General features: G+C 65.8%; 18 protein-coding genes. 5 read left to right on the top strand and 13 right to left on the bottom strand.

What is annotated here, in order from left to right; genetic code table 11:
* The first annotated feature begins 33 nt into the window (after positions 1 to 33).
* Complete coding sequence (locus B351_RS0110750; RefSeq protein WP_026010617.1) at positions 34 to 471, top strand: transcriptional regulator; 438 nt, start codon at positions 34 to 36, stop codon at positions 469 to 471.
* Positions 468 to 923: an N-acetyltransferase gene (locus B351_RS0110745; protein ID WP_019399046.1), complete on the top strand. Its 456-nt coding sequence runs from the start codon at positions 468 to 470 to the stop codon at positions 921 to 923. The genes B351_RS0110750 and B351_RS0110745 overlap by 4 nt, the downstream gene beginning before the upstream one ends.
* A 120-nt stretch (positions 924 to 1,043) precedes the next feature.
* On the opposite strand, the gene B351_RS0110740 is transcribed toward B351_RS0110745, so the two are convergent.
* The 7 genes from B351_RS0110740 to B351_RS0110720 form a co-directional block, all read right to left on the bottom strand.
* Positions 1,044 to 1,691, bottom strand: a complete 648-nt coding sequence (locus B351_RS0110740) for a glutathione S-transferase family protein (protein WP_019399045.1) — start codon at positions 1,689 to 1,691, stop codon at positions 1,044 to 1,046.
* 41 nt (positions 1,692 to 1,732) lie between these two features.
* Entirely contained in the window at positions 1,733 to 2,158 is a 426-nt protein-coding gene (locus tag B351_RS17360; RefSeq protein ID WP_083852436.1) for a CopD family protein, read from the bottom strand.
* Positions 2,155 to 2,535, bottom strand: coding sequence for a DUF3817 domain-containing protein (locus tag B351_RS16645; RefSeq protein WP_083852435.1), 381 nt, complete (start codon positions 2,533 to 2,535; stop codon positions 2,155 to 2,157). The genes B351_RS17360 and B351_RS16645 overlap by 4 nt, the downstream gene beginning before the upstream one ends.
* A 34-nt stretch (positions 2,536 to 2,569) precedes the next feature.
* The gene (gene map, locus B351_RS0110735) at positions 2,570 to 3,337 is read right to left on the bottom strand and encodes a type I methionyl aminopeptidase (protein ID WP_019399044.1); all 768 of its coding nucleotides are present in this window, start codon (positions 3,335 to 3,337) and stop codon (positions 2,570 to 2,572) included.
* A complete protein-coding gene (locus tag B351_RS0110730; RefSeq protein ID WP_019399043.1) occupies positions 3,334 to 3,546 on the bottom strand; it encodes a ParD-like family protein in 213 nt (70 codons plus the stop codon). Before B351_RS0110730 ends, map begins: the two co-directional genes overlap by 4 nt.
* A gap of 85 nt (positions 3,547 to 3,631) precedes the next feature.
* Entirely contained in the window at positions 3,632 to 4,525 is an 894-nt protein-coding gene (locus B351_RS0110725) for an NAD(P)/FAD-dependent oxidoreductase (protein ID WP_019399042.1), read from the bottom strand.
* The gene (locus B351_RS0110720) at positions 4,515 to 4,985 is read right to left on the bottom strand and encodes an Rrf2 family transcriptional regulator (protein WP_019399041.1); all 471 of its coding nucleotides are present in this window, start codon (positions 4,983 to 4,985) and stop codon (positions 4,515 to 4,517) included. The genes B351_RS0110725 and B351_RS0110720 overlap by 11 nt, the downstream gene beginning before the upstream one ends.
* Positions 4,986 to 5,214: 229 nt before the next feature.
* Here B351_RS0110720 and B351_RS0110715 point away from each other — a divergent pair, with 229 nt between their 5' ends.
* Positions 5,215 to 5,478, top strand: coding sequence for an AlpA family transcriptional regulator (locus tag B351_RS0110715; RefSeq protein ID WP_019399040.1), 264 nt, complete (start codon positions 5,215 to 5,217; stop codon positions 5,476 to 5,478).
* A gap of 14 nt (positions 5,479 to 5,492) precedes the next feature.
* Positions 5,493 to 5,705 (top strand): hypothetical protein, encoded by a 213-nt coding sequence (locus tag B351_RS0110710; protein ID WP_019399039.1) that lies wholly within the window; start codon positions 5,493 to 5,495, stop codon positions 5,703 to 5,705.
* A 573-nt stretch (positions 5,706 to 6,278) separates the two neighbouring features.
* Here the strand turns inward: B351_RS0110710 and aceE are convergent.
* Entirely contained in the window at positions 6,279 to 8,969 is a 2,691-nt protein-coding gene (gene aceE / locus B351_RS0110705; protein WP_019399038.1) for a pyruvate dehydrogenase (acetyl-transferring), homodimeric type, read from the bottom strand.
* Positions 8,970 to 9,737: 768 nt separating this feature from the next.
* Between aceE and B351_RS0110700 the strand changes: the two genes are divergently transcribed.
* The gene (locus B351_RS0110700) at positions 9,738 to 10,151 is read left to right on the top strand and encodes an STAS domain-containing protein (protein WP_019399037.1); all 414 of its coding nucleotides are present in this window, start codon (positions 9,738 to 9,740) and stop codon (positions 10,149 to 10,151) included.
* 106 nt (positions 10,152 to 10,257) lie between these two features.
* On the opposite strand, the gene B351_RS17665 is transcribed toward B351_RS0110700, so the two are convergent.
* The 5 genes from B351_RS17665 to B351_RS0110675 all read right to left on the bottom strand — a co-directional run bounded on the left by B351_RS17665 (position 10,258) and on the right by B351_RS0110675 (position 15,116).
* Positions 10,258 to 10,398 carry a hypothetical protein gene (locus tag B351_RS17665; RefSeq protein ID WP_019399036.1) on the bottom strand — a complete coding sequence of 47 codons (141 nt, stop codon included), beginning with the start codon at positions 10,396 to 10,398 and terminating at the stop codon, positions 10,258 to 10,260.
* Positions 10,399 to 10,442: 44 nt separating this feature from the next.
* Entirely contained in the window at positions 10,443 to 10,907 is a 465-nt protein-coding gene (locus B351_RS0110690) for a hypothetical protein (protein ID WP_019399035.1), read from the bottom strand.
* 46 nt (positions 10,908 to 10,953) lie between these two features.
* Positions 10,954 to 11,184, bottom strand: a complete 231-nt coding sequence (locus B351_RS0110685; RefSeq protein ID WP_156810457.1) for a hypothetical protein — start codon at positions 11,182 to 11,184, stop codon at positions 10,954 to 10,956.
* 222 nt (positions 11,185 to 11,406) lie between these two features.
* Entirely contained in the window at positions 11,407 to 13,701 is a 2,295-nt protein-coding gene (locus B351_RS0110680; protein WP_019399033.1) for an NADP-dependent malic enzyme, read from the bottom strand.
* 173 nt (positions 13,702 to 13,874) lie between these two features.
* Positions 13,875 to 15,116: a flavohemoglobin expression-modulating QEGLA motif protein gene (locus B351_RS0110675; RefSeq protein ID WP_019399032.1), complete on the bottom strand. Its 1,242-nt coding sequence runs from the start codon at positions 15,114 to 15,116 to the stop codon at positions 13,875 to 13,877.
* Positions 15,117 to 15,131 lie beyond the last annotated feature (15 nt).

Genomic DNA, 15,131 nt, shown 5'->3' with positions numbered 1-15,131 from the left:
GTCTGATTCATGTTCATCATGCAAGGATCTGCCATGGAACTTCACACCACCCCGGTCATCCCCGTGCTGCGCCGTCGCCTGACCGTGCGGCTGCCGCAAGTGGCGCAGATGGCAGGGCCCTGCTGCGCCGAGCTCGAAGCCCTGGCTCGCGCCCAGGGCCGTACCGTGCAAGGACCGCCCATCTTCGCGGCGCACGGATTGCCGCACGACGGGCACACCCCCTTTGATCTCGACATCTGCCTGCCGGTGTCCGGCCCGGGCACCGAGGAGTTGCCGGCGCTGTCTTGCATGCGCACGGTTTACTGCGGGCCATTGGAGGGCTTGTTTACGCAGGGCTACCAAGCCCTGCTGGACGCCATCGCGGCAGCAGGGCGAACCCCCAGCGGACAGACCCGCGAGGTCTACCACGCCTGGCACGGCCCCGACTCGTCCGACAACCGCATCGAACTCCAGATTGGCCTCGCCCCGTGACGCCCGAACCCAAGCTTGAAGTGCGACGCTTTGCCGCCGAGGACTTCCCCACCTACCGCTCCTGGTACGCCGACGCGCGCTTGAACCGGCATCTGGGCCCGATGGACGAGGATTGGCTGGCCCATGTCCTGGCCGACACCGAGGGCGAGCAATGGGCGGTGCGATCCGATGCGGCGCTGGTCGCCGTCATCGGCCTCACCCCCGATCCCGAGCAGAGCGCTTGGGTCATCACTGACTTTGCCGTCGATCCGACGCGCCGCGGCCAAGGCTGGGGACGGCGGGCCTGGGCGGCCTTGCTGGCGCAGCCTGCGCTGCGCGAGCGCCGATCCTTTCGTGCCTACGTGGCCGAGGACAACCCCGAGGCCCTGGCCTTCTTCGAGGTGCTGGGCTGGCAGCGCCTGGCCGCGCCGAGCCGCGAGGATCCATTCTGGGCCTTGGCCTGGACGCGATGAGGCCCGGTGCGTCGAGCGGCCGGCGTCGTGCCGAAGACCTCGCGGAACACGGTAATGAAACTGCTGCCTCAGTCCTCGACGCTGGATATCCTTGCCTTGCCGTGCTTTCAGGTTTCGCACCTACGCCACCCATTTCTGCAGCCGCTTGCCAGGCAATAGCTCGTACGGCGACTTCCAGCCTGGCACTTGCGCCAGCCGATCCAGCCAGGCCGCAATGTTCGGATATGAGGCCGTCAGGTCGATCCCTGTCTCATCCTCTGGGTAAGACAGGTAAGCGCACATCGACATATCTGCAATGGTCAGGCGTCCGCACGCCACAAAGGGGGTCGCGCCAAGGTGTTGCTCAAGGATGCCCAGAAAATCCTTCACCCGGGCCAGGTGCCAGGCCAGCACGGCCGGATCACTCTGTGGCGTGAATGTGCGCAAGAAGCGATAGGTCGCCATTCCACCGGATAGCTTCTGGTTGTCCCAGAAGAGCCAGCGAAGAAGCTCGTAGGTCTCCTCGTCATTGATCGCCCCGAACTTCTCATACTGGGCCGCAAGCTGCAGCAAGATTGGCGCTGTCTGCGTCAATTTGCGGCCATTGACCTCCAGCACCGGAATTTCACCCATCGGATTGACCGTGCGCCGCCACTGCGGCGTCCACGTCACGCGCGATCCGAAATCCGTCCAGACGGGCTCAAAGGTTTGGCCGCAGAGCGTCAGCATCAGCGCCAGTTTGTAGCTGTTGCCTGACTCGGGGAAGTAATGGAGGCGATACGTGTCCATCGCAGTTCCTTCTTTGGCGGGGCGACTGGTGAATAGCAGTTCTAGGCCGGCTTCACGATCGCCAAGATGGCGATGACCAACATCGCAACGACGATGCCGAGTTCAGCACCAGGAATTTTCTCTACAGATGCTCCAGTTCGAAGGCAACGTCGTATTCGACCGGAACGTACGCCGTGAAACGCCGATAGGGCGACGACGAAGATCAGCTTGACGATCAGCCATGGGGATGACAGCCATCCCGCGCCGAGCGCCAATGACAATCCGAAGATCCAGGTCAACAGCAATGCGGGCGTGGTGACGGTACGTTCAAAACGCTGCAGCGCGGCCAACATCCCCGCTTGTTCTTCTGGTGGTGACAGCGAGATGGCGTTCACCATCCGTTCTTGCGCAAGCAAGCCGCCCACCAGAAATACCACCGCCGTGACGTGTGCTGCCACCAAATAAGGGTAAATCGCTGCCAAGCTCATCGAGCCTCCTTGCCATCGGCGAGCGTTTTCGCCCGTTCGCGCAGCCACCGGAGATTGGCGTACCCGCCGAATGGCACAAACGCGACCAGAAACAATCGAGCCACTTCACGGCCATGCCAGCCGCCGCCGGACACGGTTTGCAGTACCGTCCAGATGTACGCCAGAAATGCGATCCCATGTATGGGCCCGAGGAACTTCGAGCCATACGGCCAGCCCCAGAGATGGCGCAGAGGGACCGCAACGAACACCAAAAGAACCAGCGTTGTTGCCTCGATGATCGAGGCCATCTCAAGGCGCTTCAGTTGCTGGCTCTCAAGAGCCGCGATGGGTTCATGTGGATGACGCGGGTCCTTTTCTGCTTGTCCGTCTTTGACCATGTGGTTTCTCATGAAAGGCTCGCATTCATGAAAGTCACGTCGGGCATTTCTCACCGGGCCGCAAGGTCAGGACCCGGGCACCGTGAGCCGTGACGGCAACGGTATGTTCGAATTGAGCCGACAATTGCCCATCGCAGGTGACCACCGTCCAACCATCCTCCTCGGTTCGAACGGTGCGCCGTCCTTGATTCACCATCGGCTCGATGGTGAACACCATCCCTTCGCGCAGTACTAGCCCCGTTCGCGGTTTGCCCCAGTGCAGCACTTGTGGCGCCTCGTGCATCTCACGACCGATGCCGTGGCCACAGTATTCCCTGACGATCGAATAGCCATTCCTGCGGGCATGTCGCTCGATGGCGTGGCCCACGTCGCCAAGCGTGGCACCTGGGCGCACGGCCTGAATGCCTTTCCACATCGCCTCATAAGCCACGTGCACGAGCCGCCGCGCCGGCTGCGACACCTCGCCCACCAGATAGGTTTTGCTGGAATCGGCGATGTAGCCGTTCTTCTCCAGTGTGATGTCGAAATTGACGATGTCCCCGTCTTGCAAGATGTCTTCGGCAGAAGGAACGCCATGGCAGACCACTTGATTGCGCGAGGCGTTCAGCGCATAGGCGTACCCGTATTGCCCCTTGCTGGCCGGGCGCGCGACGAGCTCGTGGACGATGAATGCATCGACCAGATCGTTGACCTGCAGGGTCGACATGCCGATCAGGTTCAGCCGATCGAGATAGTCGAACACCAGCGCCAGCAGTCGGCCCGACTCCGCCATCAGCGCGATTTCTTCGGGTCGCTTGGTCATGTCGAACCCATCTTGATGGGTTGCGCCACTACACCCGCGGCCCGCAGTTCACGCGTGACGATGTCGTTGAAGCTCAGTGTCGGGTTCATTTCGCACAGCATGCCGATCCGGATCCAGAAGGCCGCTTGCGCGTTGATCGACCGGCACGACACCGCGCTGGCCTTGCGCAGTTGGTCATGCAAATCGTCGTCGATGTTCACGATGCCCATATGCCGTCCACTTTATACGAAACATATACGTATCATATACTTTTCTGACTGCGGCGCAAGGGAGCCGCAGGCCTGCCCGCGCCCGTCAAAACAGCGTCGAGCGATGCGCGGCCAGGCCCGCCAGTGCGCCGTCGCCCACGGCCAACGCCACGCTGCCCGCCGCTCTTGCGGCATCGCCACAGGCGAAGACCCCTGGCACGCTCGTCTCCTGTGCAGCGTTGACCTTGATGAACTCGCCCAGCGGACCTTTCTCGATCTCGCAGCCCAGTTGTTGCGCCACAGGGCTGCTGAGGTGGGCTCGTGTCTGGGTGAACAGGCCATTCATCGACAGGATGCGTCCGTCTGCCAGCACCACGTCAGCCTCGCCTTCGATGCGCTCGATGGGCGTTGATTCGACACGCGTGCCCCTCCTGGCGAGCGCGGCCAGATCCTCTGGCGTCGGCGCATAGGCGTCGTTGAGGAACAGTGTCGGCTTGCCCCAGTCGGGCAGCATGAGGCCGTGGTGCTGCGCCATCGGCGACGCGGCCACGATGCCGATGGGCCCGGCGTCCAACTCGTAGCCATGGCAGTAGGGGCAATGGAATACGCTGCGGCCCCAGCGCTCGGCCAGGCCCGGCACCGGTGGCAGCTCGTCGCGCACGCCAATGGCTAGGATCAATCGACCGGCGCTGACCACTTGGCCTGAGACGCAGAACTCGAAGCGGCCATCCGGGCCGCGACGCGCCTCCTCGGCCAGAGCGTCCAGCCAGCGCACGTTCGGGTAGCGCAGCAACTGGCTGCGGCCCTCGGCCGCCATCGCGCCCGGGGACTGGCCGTCGCGCGTGAGGAATCCATGCGAATGCCCTTGCGCCTCGTCAACGAAGCGGTTGCGGCGCTGTCCGGCATCGACCACCAGCACGTCGCGGCGCGCCCTGGCGAGCTGAAGCGCGGCGGACAGCCCCGCATAGCTGCCACCGATGACCGCGAAATCAACCTTCATGGACGTGCTCCACAAGCCGGTGCGGGGCATGGCGATGAGCCTTCAAGCGTCGCCGGAAGTCGCTGGCGAGATCGGCCAGCGTCACCTCACCGAGTCGCTCCAGCAGCAATCGCTCGGCGTCCTGCACCGCCACGCCCAAGGCTTCGTTGACCGCCTGTGCGACGAGGCACTGCGGGTGGTTCTCCCGGAAACCCAGCGAGACGAGGGATGGCTCGCCGAGCGCTTCGTAAACGCTGCGCAGCGTGACCGCCTCCAGCGCGCAGGACAGCACCCAGCCGCCGCCGTGGCCTTTGGATGATCGGACGAAGCCCTTGTCCCTGAGCCCGGCCATCAAGCGGCGCAGCACGACGGGGTTCGTCTGCATGGCCGCGGCAAGCAACTCCGAGGTCGCGGGCCCTTCGGCTTGCGCCATATGCAGGAGGACATGCAAAACGTCCGAGAGTTGGCTATTTTTCGTCATGCAACATTATGAGTTGCATGATATGCCTTTTGTCAAGCAACGAACTTCGCCTGATCAACCTGGAAGGGCGTGAAGTGGACGCTGGCTTTCCTGCGTGATGCTCAAAGGCACGCCGGAACGCATCGGCGAACCAGAAGTTCCCGCGTGGTTCGCCATTGCGTCCCTCGTATGTTCGCCACCCGAAGCCTGCAATGACACCTGTTCCTCAACAGCGTCATAGGAGGCTTCCATGCCGACAACGGCAAGCACCATCACCCGGTCGCCGGTCGATGCGATCAATAGTCTGTCTCCCGGCGACCGTCGGGGCCTCAACGAGAACGAGCTCGCGCAGCGCTGGGGCCTGAGCCCCAAGACCCTGCAGCGCTGGCGCAGCGAAGGTCGCGGCCCGCGCTACCTGAAGCTGTCCAAGCGCGTCAGCTACCCCCTGGAGTCGGTCATCGAGTTCGAGCGTGGCGCCCTGCACGACTCGACCTCCGAGCGCGTGGCGCGCTGAAGGGGGGGGGGGCGATGAGCGATTTGACCCTTTACCCCGCCGACATCGCCGCGATGTCGGTGGCCCAACTCGCCGCGCTGCCACCCGAGCAGAAAGCCGAGATCAGCCGCCATCTCGATGAGGCGATCGCCTGGCTCAAGCAGTATGGCCATAGGTTTCTTGGGCCTGGCTCTCACAGCGTGCGCGTCATCATCCGTGCTCGTCGGAAATGCGCGCCGAGCGATTGACCCAAAGGATGTCAAAATTTATCTGGAAGCGCCTACAAAATATGAAACAGTAGCGCTACTGGAAGCATCCGATATCGACGCAAATGGATTCTCCGCCCAAATCCGAATAAACAAGGTTATGAAGCGCCTGAAATATGAGGCCGCGGAGCTCGGTGCGAACGGCATCCTCTTGCAAGGCATAGACACGCAGTACACCGGCTCGATAGGCAGCGGCGTTGCAAACGCCACAATTAATGGGAATAGGGCTTTTGTCTCCGGTTTTGGATACTCCGCAGCTCAGCACAGCAAGGTAGGTCGCGCCATTGCAATATATGTCCCTGCAGGCGACACAACTGCCACTATAACTTCACCCATTCCGGAAGAGCATCAGAATCCGGCGCCAGAACCACGGCAGCTAGCTCCTCATGGAAATGTACAGAAATCACCTGAGACCACCCCACACACCCCAAAATCTGGCACGAAAAGCAACTGGAGAGAATGGGGGAAAAATTAGAGATACCCTACCCCTACACAGCGCAAATAAAAGGCGGCCCTTCGGGCCGCCTTCTTGCTCTAGCTCCTGTTAATAAAGGGTCAAACCCCGATCGGGTTCGCCTTCTCCGGGTCGATCTTGTACAGCTTGATCGCCCTGGCCACGTCCTTGCCGGTCATCTTGCCCTCCTTGGCCAGGGCCGCGATCGCCGCGTGGGCAATGTAGTAGCGGTCCACCTCGAAGAAGCGGCGCAGGTTGGCGCGGGTGTCGGAGCGGCCGAAGCCGTCGGTCCCCAGCACGGTGTAGCTCATCGGCACGAAGCCGCGGATCTGGTCGGCGAACACGCGCACGTAGTCGGTGGCGGCGATGGCCGGGCCCTGGCGGCCCTCCAGCAGCTGGGTGACGTACGGCTTGCGCGGGGTCTCCTCCGGATGCAGGCGGTTCCAGCGCTCGGTGGCGAAGCCTTCCTTGCGCAGCTCGTTGAAGCTGGGGCAGGACCAGATGTCGGCGGTGACGCCGAAGTCCTTGTCCAGCAGCTCGGCGGCGGCGATGGCCTCGCGCAGGATCGTGCCCGAGCCCATCAGCTGCACGCGCAGCTCTCCCTTCTTGGGCTTGCCGGCGTCCTTCAGCAGGTACATGCCCTTGATGATGCCCTCGGCCGCACCCTCCGGCATTTCCGGATGGGTGTAGTTCTCGTTCATCAGGGTGATGTAGTAGTACTCGTCGATCTGGTCCTCGAGCATGGCCTTCATGCCGTGCTGCATGATGACCGTGACCTCGTAGCCGAAGGTCGGATCGTAGCTGCGGCAGTTCGGGATGGCGCCGGCCAGCAGGTGGCTGTGGCCGTCCTCGTGCTGCAGGCCCTCGCCGTTGAGGGTGGTGCGGCCGGAAGTGCCGCCGAGCAGGAAGCCGCGGGTACGCATGTCGGCCGCCTGCCAGGCGATGTCGCCCACGCGCTGGAAGCCGAACATCGAGTAGTAGATGTAGAACGGCAGCATCGGCACGTCGGACACCGAGTAGCTGGTGCCAGCGGCCATCCACGACGCGATCGCGCCCGGCTCGCTGATGCCCTGCTGCAGCACCTGGCCGGACTGGTCCTCGCGGTAGTACATCAGTTGGTCGGCGTCGACCGGCTTGTACTTCTGGCCAAACGGGGCGTAGATGCCAATCTGGCGGAACAGGCCTTCCATGCCGAAGGTGCGGGCCTCGTCGGCCACGATCGGCACCAGGCGCGGACCGATCTCCTTGTCGCGCAGGGCGATGTTGAGCGTCTGCACGAAGGCCATGGTGGTGGAGTAGGCGCGGTCGCCGCTGGACTTGAGCAGGCGCTCGAACTTGTCCAGGCCGGGCACGGCGAAGGACTTGCTGGCCTTGCGGCGGCGCTGCGGCAGGTAGCCGCCCAGCGCGGCGCGGCGCTCCTTGAGGTACTGCACTTCCGGCGAGTCCTCGCCGGGGTGGTAGAACGGAACCTGCTCGGCCTCGGCCAGCTGCTTGTCGCTGATCGGGATGTTGAAGCGGTCGCGGAACGCGCGCACGGCGTCGTCGTCCAGCTTCTTGGTCTGGTGGGTCGGGTTCAGCGACTCGCCGGCGCTGCCCATGCCGTAGCCCTTGACCGTCTTGGCCAGGATCACGGTCGGCATGCCCTTGGTGTTCACCGCGGCGTGGTAGGCGGCGTAGACCTTGTGCGGGTCATGGCCGCCACGGTTCAGGCGCCAGATGTCCTCGTCGGACATGTTGGCGACCATGGCGCGGGTCTCCGGGTACTTGCCGAAGAAGTGCTCGCGGGTATACGCGCCGCCGAAGGCCTTGCAGTTCTGGTACTCGCCGTCGACGGTTTCCATCATCAGCTTGCGCAGGACGCCGTCGGTGTCCTTGGCCAGCAGCGGATCCCAGTAACTGCCCCACAGGACCTTGATGACGTTCCAGCCGCCACCGCGGAACACGCCTTCCAGCTCCTGGATGATCTTGCCGTTGCCGCGCACCGGGCCGTCCAGGCGCTGCAGGTTGCAGTTGACCACGAAGATCAGGTTGTCCAGGCCCTCGCGGCCAGCCAGGGCGATGGCGCCCAGGCTCTCCGGCTCGTCGGTCTCACCGTCGCCCAGGAAGCACCAGACCTTGCGGTCGGACGGCTCGATCAGGCCGCGATGCTCCAGGTACTTCATGAACTGGGCCTGGTAGATCGCCGCCAGCGGGCCCAGGCCCATGGACACGGTCGGGGTCTGCCAGTAGTCCGGCATCAGCCAGGGGTGCGGGTAGGAGGAGATGCCGCGGCCGTCGACTTCCATGCGGAAGTTGTCCAGCTGGCTCTCGCTGATGCGGCCTTCCAGGAACGAGCGGGCGTAGATGCCCGGGGCGCTGTGGCCCTGGATGTAGAGCAGGTCGCCCGGGTGGTGGTCGGACGGGGCACGCCAGAAGTGGTTGAAGCCCACGTCGTACAGGGTCGCCGCCGAGGCGAAGGAGGCGATGTGGCCGCCCAGGTCGCCCGGCTTGCGGTTGGCGCGCACGACCATCGCCATGGCGTTCCAGCGGATGATCGAGCGGATGCGCCACTCCAGCTCCGCGTTGCCCGGGCTCTTGGCCTCCTGGTGCGGCGGGATGGTGTTGACGTACTCGGTGGTGGGCGAGAACGGAAGGAACGCGCCGGAGCGGCGGGTCAGCTCGACCATGTCCTCCAGCAGTGCATGCGCACGCTCCGGGCCGTCACGGTCGATCACCGCCTTGAGCGATTCGATCCACTCGCGGGTCTCTACCGGATCCGGATCGTTGTGCAGCACATCGTTCAGCCAGTTCATATCACTCCCATTGCCGCGCGTGGGGGGCCGCGGCGTGACGTTCTTGTGGACCCCGGAGTTTACCGCACGGGTGGCACCGGCCGCTTCGCTACGGGTGCGTATGTGCGGTGGGACAGGCTTTTTCACCGGTGTGAATTGCGAGGGGGAGACAGGCCGCCGGACCGCAACAAGGCCCGCCTGGCGGCACGTCTGGCGGATAGTCTCCGTTGCAACCAGTGGCGGCCGCGGCTGACAGGGCTGTTGCCGGGCGACGCGCTGCACGCCCACCGGATCGCAGCCGGAGCAGGTTTTGTTGCGTCGCAAAAAACGCCAGCAAACGACCGTGTGTGGGGTCGGGGCACCTACATATCTATATGGGGTCGCGACTGATGGCCCTGATCCAGGTCAGATCGATGGGCGTTGGCCGTGCCGGGCGGGCGATGCGGAGGCACGCCTGATCCAGCTCCGATGCGGGTGCCGCCGGACACACACATGCTTGCCGGGTTGCTCCCGCGCCCGGCGGGTAGGAGCCGGGACGAAAGCGTCGACCGCGACCATGCCGCTGTGGGAGCCCACCCGGGCAGGTTGGCCTGCAATGCCGGCGACCTGGTCGCTGGAGCGACTGCGGCATGGTCCCACCGCCGCCGGGTGCCTGAAGAACCGTTCAGGCATGGCCTCCGATCACCACGTGGCCTTTGCATCCGCCCCCATACGATCCAGTACTGGCAGCCCGACCCCCGGGGCGCCTCCGCAGGCCGCCGTATCCCTGCGGGACTGGAGACCGACGCAATGAGCCAGCTCAGGATCGACCCCACCCCGCCGCACAACGGCGTCCAGCGCATTGCCGTCAGCGGCCGCCTGGACGCGGGCAGCTATCCGGAGCTGGACCAGGCGCTGGATCCGCTGCTGGCCGACGACCGGGTGTCGTCGGTGGTGCTGGACCTGGAAGGCCTCAACTACATCAACAGCGCCGGCATCCGTTCGCTCGAGCGGGTGCGCCGCGCCCTCGCCGCCCGCCATCGCGCCGTGCTGCTGGTCAACCCGCAACCCCAGGTGCGGAAAGTCCTCGACGTGGTCGAGGCGGTACCGGTCGAGGAGGTGTTTGCCTCCTACGAGGAGGCCGACGCGTACTTCGACGTCATGCAGCGCCGACTGGTGTCCAAGGTGGCGGCGCACGCGCCGGAAGCCGGCGCGGACGGCTGATCCCTCGGCCCTCAGCGCCGTCCCGTTCCGTTGCTTCCCTGCCTGCGCTGCGTTATCCGGGCCGGCAGAACACCGAACCTGCCCACCTCGCTGCAGCCACGACGGTCTAGCTGCACTCCTGCGAAAGCTTGACGTGGGTGTCGTACGCCGCGTGGGCAATCGTCATCAGGCTTGCGCGGTTATGCCATGTCCAAGCGAAGGCAAGGAAGGCGAACAGCATCAGCGGCAGACTGTTCCTGGTCTTCATAGCGGCAACCGAATGTGTACGTCCATCACGCGGGCACGCATGTTTCACGCGCCCCCCAATGTCATCCCGTAGTACGCCACCGACAGGACAAGCAGGGCATTGGATGCAAGATGCAGCATCCAGGTATGGAAGAAGGCGACCTTTGCCCCGTCCTTGCGTGCCAGGCAATACATGACCGAAAGGGATATACCTCCGGGCAGTCCGTACACCAGGCCATTGAAAGGGCCATTCATCACAAGGTGCAGGACGAAGAAGACAAGCCCCGCCAAGGCACCGCCTACATAGAGGGCCACGGGCTTCCCCCTGCCCAGCTTCAAGCTCGCCTCGACAAGAAGCGAATGAATGAGGGCCGTTTCAAGGAACGGCATCACCAGGATGACTGGAAGCAGGTTAGGCAGCTCGAGGAACCTGGCAGGATTCACCGGGCCAGCCAACAAGTCGCGGCACAACAGGCCAAGACTCAGGTTTGCGAAACACTTTAGCAACAGGATGAGCGGCAGGTACTTCATACACTGCTCTCAGAGGTAGGGGCGCGGGCATCCGCGCCCCTGATCGTTACTCACCGCGGAAGGTTTCCCGGAGAGACCGGTACGCGTCCGCCACGGTAAACATCACGTGGGCGGTGAAATCCACCAGGCCATCGTAGAGCCTGGTAAGGGTATCGCCCAGCTTGCCAGGATCACCTTCGACGCTGACCTTGGCACAGAGGTCGCCCTTGCAGACCTCGCCCGCCATCTTCATGCCCCCGCAAACATACGGGACTTCGTCGACTTTCAAGATACGCATCATCCACTCCTTGGATTCTGCGTGCGGACCACCCCTGGCCCGCACGGCCGGCCCCTGCCGGCCATCGCTATTTTTCATATCCGGCAGGGCGCCGCCAGAGCCCACGCCCTGAATCTCGGGTCAGAAAACTCCGACCCGATCCGTCGCGTCGGCAGGCTGGCGTGTGGACGGCGACGACCTGCCCGAATGCGCGGCACCCGTCGCCATGCACGCCAGCGGGGCTCAATCCCCCCCACCCCGCTCCAGCTGCTGGCGGATCTGCGCGTCGACCGCGGCGATGGCGGTCATGTTGAGGATGCGGCGCGGGGTGGCGCTGGTGGTGAGGATGTGCACCGGCTTGCTGATGCCCATCAGGATCGGGCCGATGGCGACGCCGTCGGTGAACACCCGCACCAGGTTGTAGGCGATGTTCGCCGCCTCCAGGTTGGGCATCACGAACAGATTGGCGCGGCCCTTGAGGGTGCTGTTGGGCATGATCTTGCCGCGCAGCAGCTCGTCCCAGGCGGTATCGGCCTGCATCTCGCCGTCCATGTTCAGGCGCGGGCTGCGCTTGCGCAGCAGTTCGCGCACCTGGCGCATCTTCAGCGCGTCCTTCGATTCGTGGCTGCCGAAGTTGGAGTGCGACAGCAGGGCCACGTTCGGCTCGATGCCGAACAGGCGCATGCGGAACGCGGCCTGCAGCGTGGCCTCGGCGATCTGCTCGGCGGTCGGGTCCTCCTGCACGTGGGTGTCCACGAAGAAGAACACGCCCTGCTGGTTGATCACGCCGGTCATGGCCGAGGTGGACTGCACCCGCGGCTCCAGCGGGATCACGCTGCGCACGTAGCCCAGCTTCTTGTGGAAGCGGCCGACGATGCCGGTGAGCAGGGCGTCGGCTTCGCCGCGCGCCACCATCACCGCGCCGATCAGGGTCGGGCGCGAGCGCATCAGGCTCTTGGCCGCTGCCACGGTCACGCCGCGGCGCTCGGTCAGGGCGTGGTAGTGCTGCCAGTACTCGTTGAAGCGCGGGTCGTCGTCCTGGTTGGTGATCTCCACGTCCACGCCGGGGCGGATACGCAGGCCCAGGCGCTTGATCCGGGTCTCGATCACCTCCGGGCGGCCGATCAGGATCGGGAACGCCAGGCCCTCGTCGACCACGGTCTGCACCGCGCGCAGCACCACTTCCTCCTCGCCCTCGGCGTAGGCCACGCGCTTGAGGTCGGAGCGGGCGCGGTCGTAGACCGGCTTCATCATCAGGCTGGAGCGGTAGACGAACTGGCCGAGCTTCTCGCGGTAGGCGGCCAAGTCCTCGATCGGGCGCTGGGCGATGCCGGAATCCATCGCCGCCTGCGCCACCGCCGAGGACAGCTCGACCAGCAGGCGCGGGTCGAACGGGCGCGGGATCAGGTAGTCGGGGCCGAAGCTGGGGATCTCGTCGCCGTAGGCGCTGCCCAGGTCGGAGGCTTCCTTGCGCGCCAGCGCGGCGATGGCGTGCACGCAGGCGACCTTCATCGCCTCGTTGATGCCGGTGGCGCCGACGTCCAGCGCGCCGCGGAACAGGTAGGGGAAGCACAGCGCGTTGTTGACCTGGTTCGGGTAGTCCGAACGGCCGGTGGCGATGATCGCGTCCGGGCGCACGCGGCGCGCTTCCTCCGGCAGGATCTCCGGATACGGGTTGGCCAGCGCCAGGATGATCGGGCGCTCGGCCATGGTGGCGACCATCTCCGGCTTGAGGATGCCGCCGGCCGACAGGCCCAGGAAGATGTCGGCGCCGGCGACGATCTCCTCCAGGGTGCGGGCGTCGGTGTCGCGCGCGTAGCGGCGCTTGTCCGGGTCCAGGTCGGCACGGCCGGTGTGGATCACGCCGCCGCGGTCGAAGGCCAGGATGTTCTCCGGGCGCAGGCCCAGCGAGACCAGCATGTCCACGCAGGAGATGCCGGCCGCGCCCATGCCGGTGGTGGCCAGCTTCACGTCCTCGATCTTCTTGCCGACCACGTGCAGGGCGTTGACCACCGCGGCGCCGACGATGATCGCGGTGCCGTGCTGGTCGTCGTGGAACACCGGGATGTTCATCCGCTCGCGCAGCTTGCGCTCGACGATGAAGCACTCCGGCGCCTTGATGTCCTCCAGGTTGATGCCGCCGAAGGTCGGCTCCAGCGAGGCGATGATGTCGACCAGCTTGTCCGGGTCGGTCTCGTCGATCTCGATGTCGAACACGTCGATGCCGGCGAACTTCTTGAACAGCACGCCCTTGCCTTCCATCACCGGCTTGCCGGCCAGCGGGCCGATGTTGCCCAGGCCCAGCACCGCGGTGCCGTTGGAGACCACCGCCACCAGGTTGCCGCGCGCGGTCAGCTCGCTGGCCTGCCGCGGGTCCTCGACGATCGCCTCGCAGGCATGGGCCACGCCCGGCGAATAGGCCAGGGCGAGGTCGCGCTGGGTGAGCATGGCCTTGGTCGGCGAGACCTTGATCTTGCCGGGGCGCGGGAAGCGGTGGTAGTCGAGGGCGGCCTGTTTGAAATCTTCCTGTTCGGACATCGATCGGCTTCGGCGCGGCGCAAGGGGGCTCGATTCTAAGCCCTCCGGCGACGCAGCGACCCCCCTTGCAATCGCGGCCGCAGCGGCGCCGGCGCGACGCACGTGCTTCGATGCAGTGCAGCAATCGGCGTATCGGCGCGGCGCTTGCGGCATGACAGCGTTGGCCAGCGCCCTCAGCGCAGGCCTTCGCCGATGTGGTCGATGCGGATGCGGTTGGCGAACAGCGAGAACGCCAGCAGCCCGGCCAGGCCGCCGGCGCGTTCGATCCATGGCGGCAGCCACTGCGGCGGCTCCAGGGTGCCGTCGGCGAACAGCGGCTCGAAGCGGACCACGTCGTCCAGGGTCATCTTGCCGGCCAGCAGCCAGCGGCACAGGCGCAGGCGGTCGCGTTGCAGGGCCAGGCGGAAGAAGGTGTACACGCCGACCAGGCCGCGCGGGTACACCGTGTCCTTGGTGAAGGCGCAGCCCCCGGAGAGCGGCACGCCGCGGAACACGCGCTGGGCCGAGGCGAAGCTCTCCTCCTCGCCCTGCCCGGCGCCGAGGAAGTCGCCGAATACCTGCAGGAAGTCCGCGCCGTCCAGGGCCATGGCCACCGCCTCGGTGCGCAGGCTGATGCGCTTCATCCGGCCGATGTCGATGCTGCCGGTGATCAGCTCGGCCAGGGTGGCCAGGCCCTCCTGGGTGGCGGTGACCCGCGGCGAGGCCAGGGCCAGGCTCGGCAGCACCTCCTGGTTGCGGCCGTTGAGCGCGGTCAGCGAGTGCACCAGGGCCTCGTGGTGGAACAGCTGGCGGCGGTCGTAGTCGCTGAAGGCGGCGCCGGCGCGCAGGCGGATGCGGGTGGCGCCGGCGGCGGCCTTGGCGATCAGCTCCGGGTCCAGTTCGACCTGGACCACGCGCCGGCCGAAGAACTCGTCCAGGTCGCCCTGCAGCTGCAGCGCCAGCGCGGTCGCGGAGACGGGCACCTGTTCGGCCGGGGAGAACAGCTCGTGGTCCAGCTCGCCGGCGATCTGGATGAAGTGGTGCGCGGCCTCGCGGGTGGTGGGGCCGTCGCCGGGCAGCGGATCGTCCGGACGCCCGAACAGGGCCACCGCCTCGGCCCCGGCCCGGGCCGTGCCCAGCGCCTCCAGCAGCCGCGCCGCGCGCTCCCAGCTGGCGGCCGACTCGCGCAGGTAGATGCCCAGCGGGTGGCCGGGGTCGGCGGCGGCGGCCACCGCGCGCAGTTCGGTGCGGGCGGCGGCGAAGTCCAACTTCGGGTACTCGACCCGGGGCAGCACCGCCCGACCCTGGCGCCAGGCGGCCAGGAAGGTGTGCTGCACCGCGGCCGGCCAGCTGGCCAGGCCGAGCAGGCGGATGCCGCGCGCAGCCCGGACCAGGCGCCGGTCCAGTGCGGCATGGCGGGCGATGGCGTCGGTCATCGGCGGCTCGGCGGC

It is taken from the genome of Pseudoxanthomonas sp. GW2 (genome assembly GCF_000283075.1).
Lineage (GTDB): Bacteria > Pseudomonadota > Gammaproteobacteria > Xanthomonadales > Xanthomonadaceae > Pseudoxanthomonas.
This window is presented reverse-complemented; position numbering and strand designations above follow the sequence as displayed.

Coding starts and splice junctions, on each gene's coding strand:
- B351_RS17360 (WP_083852436.1), bottom strand. CDS start 2,158: ATGAGCTTGGCAGCGATTTACCCTTATTTGGTGGCAGCACACGTCACG.
- B351_RS17665 (WP_019399036.1), bottom strand. CDS start 10,398: ATGAAGACCAGGAACAGTCTGCCGCTGATGCTGTTCGCCTTCCTTGCC.
- B351_RS0110750 (WP_026010617.1), top strand. CDS start 34: ATGGAACTTCACACCACCCCGGTCATCCCCGTGCTGCGCCGTCGCCTG.
- B351_RS0110730 (WP_019399043.1), bottom strand. CDS start 3,546: ATGGGCATCGTGAACATCGACGACGATTTGCATGACCAACTGCGCAAG.
- B351_RS0110690 (WP_019399035.1), bottom strand. CDS start 10,907: ATGAAGTACCTGCCGCTCATCCTGTTGCTAAAGTGTTTCGCAAACCTG.
- B351_RS0110710 (WP_019399039.1), top strand. CDS start 5,493: ATGAGCGATTTGACCCTTTACCCCGCCGACATCGCCGCGATGTCGGTG.
- B351_RS0110680 (WP_019399033.1), bottom strand. CDS start 13,701: ATGTCCGAACAGGAAGATTTCAAACAGGCCGCCCTCGACTACCACCGC.
- B351_RS0110740 (WP_019399045.1), bottom strand. CDS start 1,691: ATGGACACGTATCGCCTCCATTACTTCCCCGAGTCAGGCAACAGCTAC.
- B351_RS0110675 (WP_019399032.1), bottom strand. CDS start 15,116: ATGACCGACGCCATCGCCCGCCATGCCGCACTGGACCGGCGCCTGGTC.
- B351_RS16645 (WP_083852435.1), bottom strand. CDS start 2,535: ATGGTCAAAGACGGACAAGCAGAAAAGGACCCGCGTCATCCACATGAA.
- B351_RS0110700 (WP_019399037.1), top strand. CDS start 9,738: ATGAGCCAGCTCAGGATCGACCCCACCCCGCCGCACAACGGCGTCCAG.
- B351_RS0110685 (WP_156810457.1), bottom strand. CDS start 11,184: ATGCGTATCTTGAAAGTCGACGAAGTCCCGTATGTTTGCGGGGGCATG.
- map (WP_019399044.1), bottom strand. CDS start 3,337: ATGACCAAGCGACCCGAAGAAATCGCGCTGATGGCGGAGTCGGGCCGA.
- aceE (WP_019399038.1), bottom strand. CDS start 8,969: ATGAACTGGCTGAACGATGTGCTGCACAACGATCCGGATCCGGTAGAG.
- B351_RS0110720 (WP_019399041.1), bottom strand. CDS start 4,985: ATGACGAAAAATAGCCAACTCTCGGACGTTTTGCATGTCCTCCTGCAT.
- B351_RS0110715 (WP_019399040.1), top strand. CDS start 5,215: ATGCCGACAACGGCAAGCACCATCACCCGGTCGCCGGTCGATGCGATC.
- B351_RS0110725 (WP_019399042.1), bottom strand. CDS start 4,525: ATGAAGGTTGATTTCGCGGTCATCGGTGGCAGCTATGCGGGGCTGTCC.